At 70.4% G+C, this 12,648-nt stretch carries 11 protein-coding genes; 6 read left to right on the forward strand and 5 right to left on the reverse strand.

The window, feature by feature from the left end; genetic code table 11:
* Nucleotides 1–41 precede the first annotated feature (41 nt).
* The 5 genes from OVA02_RS00220 to OVA02_RS00240 all read left to right on the forward strand — a co-directional run bounded on the left by OVA02_RS00220 (nucleotide 42) and on the right by OVA02_RS00240 (nucleotide 5,524).
* Nucleotides 42–3,209, forward strand: a complete 3,168-nt coding sequence (locus tag OVA02_RS00220; protein WP_267658978.1) for a hypothetical protein — start codon at nucleotides 42–44, stop codon at nucleotides 3,207–3,209.
* Nucleotides 3,210–3,361: 152 nt separating this feature from the next.
* Nucleotides 3,362–3,787 (forward strand): hypothetical protein, encoded by a 426-nt coding sequence (locus OVA02_RS00225; protein WP_192124884.1) that lies wholly within the window; start codon nucleotides 3,362–3,364, stop codon nucleotides 3,785–3,787.
* Nucleotides 3,787–4,242, forward strand: coding sequence for a DUF3060 domain-containing protein (locus OVA02_RS00230; RefSeq protein WP_267658979.1), 456 nt, complete (start codon nucleotides 3,787–3,789; stop codon nucleotides 4,240–4,242). The genes OVA02_RS00225 and OVA02_RS00230 overlap by 1 nt, the downstream gene beginning before the upstream one ends.
* Before the next feature lie 97 nt (nucleotides 4,243–4,339).
* Nucleotides 4,340–4,819: a DUF3060 domain-containing protein gene (locus OVA02_RS00235; protein WP_056049678.1), complete on the forward strand. Its 480-nt coding sequence runs from the start codon at nucleotides 4,340–4,342 to the stop codon at nucleotides 4,817–4,819.
* Between the two features lie 162 nt (nucleotides 4,820–4,981).
* The gene (locus OVA02_RS00240) at nucleotides 4,982–5,524 is read left to right on the forward strand and encodes a pilus assembly protein CpaE (protein ID WP_267658980.1); all 543 of its coding nucleotides are present in this window, start codon (nucleotides 4,982–4,984) and stop codon (nucleotides 5,522–5,524) included.
* A gap of 28 nt (nucleotides 5,525–5,552) precedes the next feature.
* Here OVA02_RS00240 and OVA02_RS00245 read toward each other — a convergent pair whose 3' ends face one another.
* From OVA02_RS00245 to dnaK, 5 genes are all read right to left on the reverse strand, one after another.
* Nucleotides 5,553–6,665 (reverse strand): class I SAM-dependent methyltransferase, encoded by a 1,113-nt coding sequence (locus OVA02_RS00245; protein ID WP_267658981.1) that lies wholly within the window; start codon nucleotides 6,663–6,665, stop codon nucleotides 5,553–5,555.
* A 91-nt stretch (nucleotides 6,666–6,756) separates the two neighbouring features.
* Nucleotides 6,757–7,164 (reverse strand): heat shock protein transcriptional repressor HspR, encoded by a 408-nt coding sequence (locus tag OVA02_RS00250; protein WP_043597756.1) that lies wholly within the window; start codon nucleotides 7,162–7,164, stop codon nucleotides 6,757–6,759.
* Nucleotides 7,165–7,256: 92 nt separating this feature from the next.
* Complete coding sequence (locus OVA02_RS00255; protein WP_056049686.1) at nucleotides 7,257–8,255, reverse strand: DnaJ C-terminal domain-containing protein; 999 nt, start codon at nucleotides 8,253–8,255, stop codon at nucleotides 7,257–7,259.
* Nucleotides 8,256–8,412: 157 nt separating this feature from the next.
* Nucleotides 8,413–9,072: a nucleotide exchange factor GrpE gene (locus tag OVA02_RS00260; RefSeq protein WP_233568413.1), complete on the reverse strand. Its 660-nt coding sequence runs from the start codon at nucleotides 9,070–9,072 to the stop codon at nucleotides 8,413–8,415.
* A gap of 11 nt (nucleotides 9,073–9,083) precedes the next feature.
* Nucleotides 9,084–10,973, reverse strand: a complete 1,890-nt coding sequence (gene dnaK, locus OVA02_RS00265) for a molecular chaperone DnaK (RefSeq protein ID WP_267658982.1) — start codon at nucleotides 10,971–10,973, stop codon at nucleotides 9,084–9,086.
* Between the two features lie 214 nt (nucleotides 10,974–11,187).
* Between dnaK and OVA02_RS00270 the strand changes: the two genes are divergently transcribed.
* On the forward strand, nucleotides 11,188–12,570 hold the full coding sequence (locus OVA02_RS00270; protein ID WP_267658983.1) for an MFS transporter: 1,383 nt from the start codon (nucleotides 11,188–11,190) through the stop codon (nucleotides 12,568–12,570).
* The last annotated feature ends 78 nt before the right edge of the window (nucleotides 12,571–12,648 follow it).

Genomic DNA, 12,648 nt, shown 5'->3' on the forward strand with positions numbered 1-12,648 from the left:
GCGCATCGCGTTGCCCAGACATGAAAGAACACCTCTCTCACATGAAGAAAACTCTCAAGCGCACCGGCGCGATCGGGCTGGCCGCAGCCACGATCGTCACCGGCCTCAGCTTCGGCCCCGCGGCCGTGGCCGCAGCCCCTTCCCCTACCAGCTCACCCGTCGACGGATCTCAGGTGCAGTTCGTCGGACAAGGCGCAGACGGGACGATCTACGGTCAGGCATCGCCGACGGCCTGGAACGTCCGCACCTATCAGACCCTCGCTGACGCACAGTCCAATTCGATGGTCTTCACGACCACCAGGGTCGGGGACTATTTCTACGCGGAGGCCGTGGACGGCGACGCCAATCGCTGCCTCTTCAAGAACCAGAGCTCGTCCACGCCCTACGTCGCCCTGGGCGGAAGGTGCGGCTCCGACGCGACTCTGTTCTCGATCGACGGCAACTCCCGAGTAGTGAACAAAGTCACGGGCACACCGATGAGCGCCCCGGTTCGAATCGGTAGTTACTCGTTCTTCGGCCTGTCGAACTCATCTCCGCTCTCCTTCCAGGGAATCGAATCGAAGTCGTATGCCCCGTCGTACAACGAGGCGGACGACACGGTGACGTTGACGATCACCGGAGGCGAGAATGACGCGGACGTGTTCGTCGAGGACATGTCCGGCGGCAACGGCACGACGGGTCGAACGAACGACGACGGCGACGCGACGATCACCCTGTCCCCCTTGCTCAGTGCCGGTGAGACGGTACGCCTGAAGTACGGCGAGTCGGGCACGTGGGAGACCATCTCCACCGGGCGCCTGCCCGCCATCGGCGACCTGCAGGTCGTGCGTGGCGATGACGGCAGGGTCACCGTCAGTGGCAAGGCATCCGGGATGGCCGGTGCGAACGTCTACGTCGGCCCCGACCGCCTCTCGCCCAACGCGGTCCAGATCGAGAAGGCGGCCGCGGACAACACGTTCTCGTTCGTGCTCAATGACGCCGCCGCGGCTCTGAGCACCGGTTACATCTACAGCTACATCCAGGGCGTCCGGACCGAGATCGCCATCAACGGGTTCTCCGGCAAGGTCGACTCGGTCGACATCCCCAACCGGACGGCCGTCATCTCCGGCACCGCCGTCCCCGGGTCGTTCGTGCTGATCGACACTGCCGTCCCCGACCAGGTGCAGGCCGGCACCGACGGGCGCTGGTCGCACACGGTGACCGACCTCACGCTGGGCTCGAACCCGATCCCGCTCTCGCAGTACGAGAACGGCGAGAAGACCGGCGAGACCACCCTCGACGTCGTGCTCGACGTCTCCCCTGTGCGCGGCTCGGTGTCGTTCCCGGCCGACCTCGAGCAGGACGCCGACCTGTCCGGCACCGCCCACCCCGGCTCCACCGTCGTGATCCGCGACGTCGACGGCGACGAGATCGCCCGCACCGAGGCCCGCCTCGGCTCGGGTGCCTGGTCGACCCCGATCGGCGCCCCCGACGCGGGCGGCGACTACGACGTCCGCATCCACCAAGAGATCGACGGCGAGGCCAACGGTGAGATCGTCGTCACCGTCGCCTACGGCGCCGGTGTCGCGATCACCGCTCCGGTCGAGGGCATGGCCCACGACGGCGGCCCGGTCACCCTGCGCGGCACCGGCGAGGTCGGCGCCCAGGTCACCGTCCGCGAAGAGGGCCGCAGCACCGTCCTGGGCAGCGCCCAGGTGCTCGCCAACGGCCAGTGGACCATCCGCACCACCGACGTCGACGACCGCAAGCACGTCCTCGAGGCCAGCCAGACCGGCAAGGGCAACAACACCACCACCTCGACGGTGACCCTCAACCCCGAGAACGGCGAACAGCCCCCGGTGATCGTCGCCCCGACTGTCGAGACCCCCGAAGCGGGTTCCACGGTCACGACCAGCCGCCCGGTCTTCTCCGGTCACGGCCAGGACGGCGCCACCGTCACGATCGGCTACGGGCCCAACAGCATCATCGGGACCGGCACCGTCGTCGACGGCGAGTGGACCATCACGCCGACCCGTGGGCTCAGCCTCGGCACGAGCAACCTCGTCGTCACCCAGACGGTGGGCGACGACGTGCAGCAGATCACCCACACCATCAACCGCGTGGCCGCAGAACTGCCCCTGAGCGTCACGAGCCACGTGAACGACCAGTTCTACGAAGCAGGCGTGACCACGTTCCGCGGTACCGCGCCGATCGGCTCGACCGTGACGGCCAAGAACCAGTGGGGCACCCCCATGGGCGCCGCGAACGCCGCCGACGGCACCTGGGCCTTCAACCGCAACCTCGGGCCCACCACGGCCGGCTACCTGATCACCTTCACCGCCACCCCGCCGGTGGGCACCCCTCAGGTCGTGACGCTGAAGCTGAACTACGAGAACGTGGTCGCGTTCCAGATCACCAGCCCCACGAACAACAGCACCTACACCGAGGGCACGGCCACGTTCCGCGGCACCGCGGCACCCAACGCCGCGATCGCCGCCACGAACCAGTGGGGCACCCCCATGGGCAGCACGACCGCGAGCCTCCAGGGCGACTGGGCCTTCGACCGCTACCTCGGCCCCACCTCGGCCGGCTACGACATCACCTTCGTCGCCACCAAGGGCACCGACGTCCAACGTCAGACGATCCACCTCGACTACCGCGAGACCAACGTCCCCGTGGCCGTCACGAGCATCGCCGACGGTGACACCTACCGCCCCGGCATGAACGTGCTCAAGGGCACCGGCACCCCCGGCGCCACCGTTCGGGCCGTGAACGCCACGAACAACTGGAACGTGCCCATGGGCCAGGCCGAGGTCGACTCCGAAGGCAACTGGGCCCTGCCCGAACGCAACTGGGGCCCGGCCAACGACTACGCCATCAAGGTCACCCAGACGAACCCCGACAAGTCGACCACCGAGACCACGGTCAACGTCAAGGCACCCCGGTTCGCCCCCCTCGTCCTGACCAGCCCCGCGGTCGGCGACACCTACGAGAACGGGGTGGCCGCCACCTTCACCGGTACCGCCACGCCGTTCGCCACCGTCACCGTCAGCTCCGCCACGAGCTCCACGGTCTACCGCGAGGTCCAGGCCGACGCCCAGGGCAACTGGTCCTTCAGCCGTGCCTGGGGCCCCAGCCACAACTACACGCTGAACATCACCCAGAAGGCCCTCGACGGCCAGACGGGTGACCCGATCAGCGGCTTCGCCTGGCACCCCAGCGGCAACTAGCACCACACCGCGACACCCGCACCACAGCGACACCGCACCACCCCGCCGGGGAGGCACCGACACGGTGTCTCCCCGGCCCCCCCAAACCATCCGCCGGCCGCATCCCGAGCCGACGCCCCGCACCGTCCCCCCACCTCCCGAAGGGAACCACCATGCGCACCTCCACCCTGCGGACAGCCGCCCTCGGCGTCGTGCTCGTCGCCGCCCTCGCCGGCTGCACCTCGAACGCCACCAGCACCGAGGCGGAGGCCGAGACGACGCCCCTCGCCGAGGTCACCCCCGAACCCGCCGTCACCGAGACCTGCATCGACGGCAACGCCGTCGTCGTCCTCGACGAGGACACCCCCGAGGTCACCTTCACCGAGCCCTGCGACAGCGTCAACGTGGTGGGCAGCGACGGCACCGTCACCCTCGCCGACGTGAGTCACCTCGTGGTCGAGGGCCAGGGCGTCACCGTCACGGCCGGTGCCGTGGGCACGGTCGACTTTGCCGGCGACGGCAACGCCGTCAGCCACACCGGGGCCGCCCCGACCGTCAACGAGAACGGCACCTTCGACAACACCGTCACCGCCCGCTGATGGTCGCCCTCCTCCCCCGACGCGGACCGACCGCCGCCGCCCTGGTCGCGGCCACGATGATCCTCTCGTTCTCGGCGTGCTCTTCCGCCGAGACCGACGCGACACCGAGCCCGACCGTGAGCAGCACCGCCTCCTTGGACGCCGCCCCCGTCGGCAGCTGCGACGACGGCTTCATGCTGGTCGACCTCGGGGCCACCGACGACGTCGCGCCCTCGCTCGACACGAGCAGCTGCGACCTCGTCTCGATCGTCGGCTCGACCGGGACCGTCGTGCTCGACGAAGTCAGCACGCTCGTCGTGGAGGGCTCCGACGTGACCGTCTCGGTGCAGGACGTCGACACCGTCCAGCTCGCCGGGGACCGCAACACGGTCCACCACGCCGGCGAGGCCCCGGCCGTCGACGACCAGGGCCAGGCCAACACCGTCACCGCTGCGGCCGAACCCGCCGCGGAGTGACCGGGAGGCGGGTCCAGTCCCTGGCTGGACCCGCCCTTTCGTGCTCTGACGCCCCCGAACCGCACCACCCACCCTCCACCCCCACCCGGAGCACCCCATGACGACGACCTCGACCCTGATGATCAGCCTCGTGACAGCTGTCGCCCTCGGCGCGGGCCTCGCCGGCTGCACGAGCGCCTCCTCGACGATCGACCCGGGCCCCTCCGCGACCACCACGTCGACCACCACCGCACCGCCAGCGGGCGGCCCCTCCATCGCGGGCAGCGCCTCGACCGCGACCGATCCCGCCGACGACACCTGCGTCGACGGTTTCGCCTGGATGCAGTTCGGCGACGGCGAACCCCGCACGAAGACCTTGCCCGACGGCTGCGACACCGTCATCGTCAACGGCAGCGACGCCGAGCTGACCCTCGGTCCGACCCGGGTCGTGGTCGTCATGGGCGACCGCAACTCCGTCGACGTGCCCCGCGTCGACCAGGTCGACGCGATGGGTGACGACAACACCATCCGGCTCGACGACGACCTGCAACCCCTGCTCAACACCGACGGCACAGGCAACGTCGTCACCACTCGCTGACGCGGCGGACCGGACAGGCCCTCCGCCGCACGCGCGCATCCGAGCCCAAGCCCGAGTCCGAGTCGAGCCCGAGCCCGAGCCCGAGCTCGAGCAATCGGGTGCGAATCTCTGCGGGTCGGCACCCCGGCGCTCCCTCCCACCTCGACGGTGCATCATGGGCCGATGCTCGACCACGCCCTCGCCCGCCGCCTGCGCGACGCCGGACTGCGCTGGCGGCCCCGTGCCGGCGACCGCTTCGCCATCGAGACCCCGGGATTCGACGGCGACGTCTTCACGCTCAGCGACATGACCATCGAGGTCCACGAGTACCCCACGGGTACGGAGCTCGGCTTCAACGGCACCACCGAGTGGGCCCTGGACTCGGTGGCCGCGGACGACAGCCTGTGGCTGCCCCGCGAGGACCAGCTGCGCGAGCTCCTCGGCCCCGTGTTCCGCGGGCTGGCGCGACACGTCGACACCGGCTCCCGCCCCGGCAGCGACAGCGACATCACCACGAGCCCAGGCGGCGACCCCGACATCAGCGGTGACCGAGACTGTGGCGGAACCGTCTACGAGGTGACCACCCGCCCGACGGGGGGCGACACGGACCTCCGGCACCGCGCCTCCGTCGCCGAGGACGCCTACGCGCACGCCCTGCTCGCCTACATCGACGCGTCGCTGCGCCTCGACGAGGTCGAGGTCGAGACCGAGGCCGAGGCCCGCTGACAGGACCCGACCCTGGCCCCGCCCCGGGTCAGCCCCGGCGGACCGACCGCGTCACCGTGAAGCGCCGGTCACGGGCGACCTGGGTGGTCGGTCCCACGACGCGTTCGAGCACCGGCCGGTGGCCGAGGGGCGAGTTCCACACGCACCAGAGCTCACCGCCCGGGCGGAGCAGACGGGCGGCCGCCTCGAACAGCTTGTGGGCGATCGCCGTGTGCACCGTCGCCCCGACGTGGAACGGCGGGTTCAGCAGCACGACGTCGGCGGAGGCCTCGGGCAACGACGACCCGGCGTCGTCGCGCGACACGACGACCCGATCGGCCACGCCGGTCGCCGTCATGGTGGCCCGCGCCGACTCGACCGCCGCCCACGACTGGTCGGTGGCGATCACCCGGGCGTCCGGTCGCGCGAGGGCGAAGGAGGCGGCGAGCACTCCGGTGCCGCATCCCAGGTCGACGACGTCCCGGGTCTCGGGAGCCGCGCGGTCGAGGACGGCGAGCAGCGATCGGGTGCCGACGTCGATCGAGGTGCCCGCGAACGCCGCACCGTGGGCGACGACGACCACGTCGCCGTGACGCGAGGTGCGCGGCCAGCCGAGCGCGCCTCCTGGGGTCGGGGTCGTCGCGGTCAGCACCCGGGACTTCTGGCGTGACAGGCCGGCGGTCACCTCGCCGAAGTGGCGCGCCAGGACGTCGTTCATCGCGAGGGTCATGTGCTTGACGCGTCCCCCGGCGAGGACGCGGACGTCGGGGTGGGCGTACCGGGCGATCGACCCCGCGATCTCGTCGAGCGCGTCGAGCCCTCGGGGCAGCTGCACCAGCACCGTCCGCGCGCCCTCGAGGAGGGCCTCGTCGAGACCGTGGTGCGTCCACGTCGCGGTGACGCCGAGGCGGCCGGCGTTGGCGTCGAGCGCGCGTTCGCCCGAGAGGGCGTCCTGGTGCACGCGGACGGGGGTGCCGGGCGACAGGGCCGCGACCCCGAGGGTCAGCGCGCCGTAGCGGTCGCCGATGACGGTCACGGCCTCGGGGTGGGCGGTGAGCGCCTCGTCGGCGGTGTCGAGCAGCAGCCGGTCGGTGGCGTCGTGCGCGACGAGTTCGGGGGCCTCGATGTCGGGCCACCGGCGCAGCTGCTCGAAGTCGATCACCCGCCAACGCTAGTCCGCGCGGCCGACCTGTCACGACCTGCCGCCCACCTCCCGGTGCGCACTGGAGGTCGCGACCTCTCGGGGCCGCGCGTCAGCGCAGCGGCCGCCACACGACCACCGAGGTCTGCCGCGACGGGCGGGTGCCGTGCCGCAGCGGCACGACCCCGCTCTCACCCGCGGCGAAGACACGGGCCCCGGGCCGGTTGACCATCTCGTCGGCCAGGGCCCGCTCGAGTTCGCGGACGCGCGATTGGAGCGCCGTCACCTGGTTCTCGAGCTCGAGGATGCGTTTGATCCCCTCGAGCGAGATGCCCTCGCCGCCGAGACGTGCGATCTCGCGGAGCTGCACGACGTCGCGCATCGAGTAACGGCGCGACTTGCCCGCCGTGCGCTGCGGGACGACGAGTCCGAGCCGGTCGTACTGACGGAGCGTCTGCGCGTGCAGGCCCGAGAGCTCAGCGGCCGTCGCGATGGCGAAGAGGGGCGAGTGCTCGTCCATCGGCCACTGGGTGGGGTCCGGTCGGTCCATCTCGTCTCCTGTCTCGTCGCTAGGGACCTGCCGCAGAGGAGGCGCGGGTCGGGTCGGTCTCGTCAGGCCCGTGCGCGGGCGATGAGGTCGTCGCGCGGGTTCTCGGCCGGCAGCGCGGCGGCCAGGGCCTCGACGGCCTCGCGCGCCTTGTCGTTGAGGTGCGCCGGCACCGCGACCTGGACGGTGGCGAGCAGGTCGCCGACGCCGTCCTTGGCGTGCACGCCGCGACCCTTGACGCGCAGGACGCGACCCGAAGGCGTGCCCGGCGCGACGCGCAGGCGCACGGGGTCGCCGCCCAGGGTGGGCACCTCGATGGTCGCACCGAGCGTCGCCTCGGCGAAGGTGACCGGCACGTCGAGGCGCAGGTTCTTGCCGTCGAGCTCGAAGACGGGGTGCTTGCGGACGGCGACGGTCAACACCATGTCGCCGGCCTCGCCGCCGTCGGGGCTCTGCTCGCCGCGACCGCGCAGCTTGATCTTTTGGCCGTCGTGCACGCCGGCCGGGATGCGGACCTTCATCGGCTTGCCGTTCGAGGCCTGCAGCGTGATGGTCTCGCCGACGATGGCGGTCTGGAAGTCGAGGGTCGTCGTGGCCGTCATGTCGCGGCCCTTCTGCGGGCCGCCGAAGCCGCGGTAGCCGCCGCTGGTCTGGCCGAATCCACCACCGCCGAACATGCCGCCGAAGATGTCGTCGAAGCCACCGCCACCGCCGCCCTGGCGGAACTGCGTGCGCTGTCCGCCCTGGTTGAACATGCCGCCGAAGACGTCCTCGAAGCCGCCGCCCGCGCCTCCGGGGCCGCCGCTGCCTGCCGCGAAGCGGGCACCGCCGCCCATGGCGCGCACCTGGTCGTACTCGCGACGCTGCTCGGGATCGGAGAGCACCGAGTGGGCCTCGCTGATCTCTTTGAACTTCGCCTCGCTGGCCGCGTCGCCGGGGTTGGAGTCGGGGTGGTACTTGCGCGCGAGCTTGCGGTAGACCTTCTTGAGCTCGGCGGGCGTGACGTCTTTGGAGACACCGAGGACGGCGTAGAAGTCCTTGTCGAACCAGTCCTGACTCGCCATGCGGCACCTCCTTCCTTAACTGGAGGTCGCTGCCTGGCAGCGACCGGAAGAGAACGGGGGAGGCGGTGGGCACCTCGTCGAGGAGCCCACCGCCGATCGCGACTCGCGTCGCAGGGGGTGGTGACGGGCAGCCCGGGGGCCGCCCGTCACCGGGGTGCTACTGGGGGGTGTGCACCGCGACCTTGGCGGCCCGGATGACCCGGTCGCCGATCGTGTAGCCCGGCTCGATCACGTCGGCCACGGTGTTGACCGTGACGTCGGCACTCGGCAGCTGGACGAGGGCGTCGTGCTTGCTGGGATCGAAGACGTCGCCCTTCGCGCCGATCTGCGCCAGGCCGAACTTGTCGAGCCCCCCGCGGATCTTCTGCGCGATGACGGTCATCGGGCCCTCGGCCAGGTCGCCGTGCTGTTCGGCACGGGCCAGGTCGTCGAGCGCCGGCAGCAGCGAACGGACGACCTCGGCCACCACGGCCTCGCGGTTGGCCTCGCGGTCACGCTCGACGCGCCTCCGGAAGTTCACCAGCTCGGCCTGGGCCCGCAGCATGTCCTGTCGCATGTCGGCCACCAGGTCGGCACTGGCCGCGTCGAGGATCGCCTCGTCGTCGGCGCTCAGCGTCTCGGTGCCCTCGGGCGCCTCGGCCATCGACTCGGCGGCGGCCTTGGCCCCGGCCGGGGCCTCGGCGTCGGCCGGGGTCTCGACGTCGGGAGCCTCGGCGTCGACGAGCTCGTCGGGCTCGACCACGTCGGCCGTGCCGCCGTCTTCGGACGGGGTCGCGGGACGCGGCTCGTCGTCGGGCGTCTTGTTGTCGTCAGTCATGCCGACCGCCTCTACTTCTTGTCGTTGTCGTCGTCGTCCACGACCTCGGCGTCGACGATGTCCTCGTCGTCGCCCTGGGCCTGGCCGTCGGCGGGAGCACCCTCGGCACCAGCCGCACCGGCCGCACCGGCAGCGCCGGCCTGGTCGGCCTGGCTCTGCGAGTAGATCGCCTGGCCGAGCTTCTGCTGGCTCTCGTTGAGCTTGTCGAAGGCGGGCTTGATCGCGGACTCGTCGTCGCCGGCGAGGGCGGACTTGAGCGAGTCGACGTCGGCCTGGACCTCGGACTTGACGTCCGCGGGCAGCTTCTCGTCGTTCTCCTTGATCAGCTTCTCGATCGAGTAGACGAGCTGCTCGGCCGAGTTGCGGGTCTCGTTGGCCTCGCGACGCGCCTTGTCTTCGGCGGCGTTCTCCTCGGCCTCGCGCACCATGCGCTCGATGTCGTCCTTCGACAGCGACGAGCCGCCCGAGATGACCATCGACTGCTCCTTGCCGGTGCCCTTGTCCTTCGCGGACACGTGCACGATGCCGTTGGCGTCGATGTCGAACGTGACCTCGATCTGCGGCACGCCACGGGGGGCCGGCGCGATGCCGGTCAGCTCGAAGGTGCCGAGGTTCTTGTTGTCACGCGTGAACTCGCGCTCGCCCTGGAACACCTGGATCGCGACGGACGGCTGGTTGTCGTCGGCCGTCGTGAAGGTCTCGCTACGCTTGGTCGGGATGGCGGTGTTGCGCTCGATGAGCTTCGTCATCGCGCCACCCTTGGTCTCGATGCCGAGGCTGAGCGGGGTGACGTCGATGAGCAGGACGTCCTTGCGCTCACCCTTCAGCACGCCGGCCTGGAGGGCGGCACCGACGGCCACGACCTCGTCGGGGTTGACGCCCTTGTTGGGCTCCTGACCGCCGGTGAGCTGCTTGACGACCTCGGTGACCGCGGGCATGCGGGTCGAGCCACCGACGAGCACGACGTGGGCGATGTCGCCCACCTTCACGCCCGCCTCTTTGATGACGTCGTTGAACGGCTTCTTGGTGCGGTCGAGCAGGTCGCTCGTCCACTGCTCGAACTGCGAGCGCGAGATCGTCTCGTCGAGGTTGAGCGGGCCGTCGGCCGTCAGCGTGAGGTACGGCAGCTGGATGCTGGTCGAGGTGCTCGACGACAGCTCTTTCTTGGCCTGCTCGGCGGCCTCTTTGAGGCGCTGCTTGGCGATCTTGTCGGTCGACAGGTCGACGCCGTGGGCGTCCTTGAACTTCTTGATCAGGTGCTCGACGATCCGGTTGTCCCAGTCGTCGCCGCCGAGGCGGTTGTCACCCGAGGTGCTGCGCACCTGGATGGTGGAGAAGTCTTCGTCTTTACCGACTTCGAGCAGCGAGACGTCGAACGTTCCGCCACCGAGGTCGAAGACCAGGATGAGCTCGTCTTCCTTGCCCTTGTCGAGGCCGTAGGCGAGCGCCGCGGCGGTCGGCTCGTTGATGATGCGCAGGACGTTGAGGCCCGCGATCTCGCCGGCCTCTTTCGTGGCCTGGCGCTCGGAGTCGTTGAAGTACGCGGGGACGGTCACGACGGCGTCGGTGACCTCTTCGCCCAGGTACTGCTCGGCGTCGCGCTTGAGCTTGCCCAGGATGCGCGCGCTGATCTCTTGCGGGGTGTACTTCTTGTCGTCGATCTCGACCTTCCAGTCGGTGCCGACGTGGCGCTTGACCGACGCGATGGTGCGGTCGACGTTGGTGACGGCCTGGCGCTTCGCGGTCTCGCCGACCAGCACCTCGCCGTCCTTCGTGAAGGCGACGACCGAGGGGGTCGTGCGCAGACCCTCGGCGTTCGCGATGACGGTGGGCTCGCCACCCTCGAGGACGCTGACGACCGAGTTGGTGGTACCGAGGTCGATTCCTACTGCACGTGCCATGTGCTTTTCTCCTTCGTGGTGCGGTGTGACGAAAGCCTTGGGGGCCGGCCTTGAGTCGGCCTGGCTCAACTTTACTCACGCTGCGGCCGACGTCAAGCTGCGAACCTGAAAGTTGAGCCAGAAAGACTCAACTCTCGTGAGAGGGTCGCCGCGCCCACGCCGGACGAGGAGGCGCGACCCCCCTCGGCCACGGACGCCCACTAGGTTGACCCCCATGACCGCAGCGCAGACGCTCGCCGACGCCGACCCGATCCCCCGCCGCCGTGTGCTCTCGTGGGCCCTCTGGGACTGGGGCTCCGCCGCCTTCAACGCCGTGGTCACCTCGTTCGTCTTCAGCACCTACCTGGCGTCCGGCGCCTTCGTCGATCCGGCGATCGTGGCGGCGGCCGGCGACGACGCGCGCAACCCGGCCCTGGTGCTGGCCAAGGCCGAGAACGCGACGGTCATCTCGACCGCCCTGACGATCGCGGGGGTGCTGATCGCGCTGCTCGCGCCGGTGCTCGGCCAGCGCAGCGACGGCTCCGGGCGCCGCAAGCTCTGGCTGGCCATCAACACCGGTCTCGTGGTGCTGGCCATGGCCGCGATGGTGCTGGTCGCCCCGGCGCCCGGGTACCTCGTCTTCGGCGCGGCCCTGCTCGCCGTCGGCAACCTCTTCTTCGAGTTCGCGAGCGTCAACTACAACGCCATGCTCGTGCAGGTCTCGACACCGGGGACGATCGGCAAGGTGTCGGGGTTCGGCTGGGGTCTCGGATACGTCGGCGGCATCGTCCTGCTGCTGTTGCTGCTCGTCGCCTTCTTGCAGAGCTTCGGCGTCGAGGGACGCGGCGGCCTGTTCGGCGCCGCCACGGGAACGGAAGGAGGCGCGTGGGACGTCCGCCTGTCGATCGTCGTCGCCGCGGCGTGGTTCGCGGTCTTCGCGGTGCCGGTCCTGCTGTCGGTGCCCGAGCTGCCCGCCACCGCCGCACGGGCCCGGGTGGGCTTGTGGCGCTCGTACCGCCTCCTGGGGTCGACGATCGCCAAGCTCTGGCGCACCAACCGCCAGGTGCTGCTGTTCCTGCTGGCCAGCGCCGTCTTCCGTGACGGCCTCGCGGCCGTCTTCACCTTCGGCGCGATCATCGCCGCCCAGGTCTTCGGCTTCTCGCCGAGCATGGTGATCTACTTCGCCGTCGGGGCGAACCTCGTCGCGGGCATCGGCACGTTCGTCGGGGGTTGGCTCGACGACCGGCTCGGGGCCAAGACGATCATCGTCGCGTCGTTGGTGGGGCTCGTGATCGCCGCCTTCGCGGTGCTCGCGATCGGGACCGCGACGAACCTCTTCTGGGTGTTCGGCCTCGCCCTGGCGCTCTTCGTCGGGCCGATCCAGTCGGCGAGCCGGTCGTTCCTCGCCCGGGTGACGCCGCCCGGGCGCGAGGGCGAGATCTTCGGGCTCTACGCGACGACCGGGCGAGCCGTGAGCTTCCTCGCCCCCGGGCTGTTCACCCTGTTCGTGAGCGCGACGGGCGACACCCGCTTCGGGATCGTCGGGATCGCGCTCGTCCTGCTCGCCGGACTCGTGTTGATGCTGCCGGTGAAGGGGGTGCAGCGCTCGATCGACTGAGGCGTGCTCGGAGTCGCCAAAACGAGAGGTGGAATGTAAAGTATCTCTCGGCCGCCCCGATCGGTCTTCCCTTTCCCC

Origin of the sequence: Frigoribacterium sp. SL97 (genome assembly GCF_026625765.1) — a bacterium.
GTDB lineage: Bacteria > Actinomycetota > Actinomycetes > Actinomycetales > Microbacteriaceae > Frigoribacterium.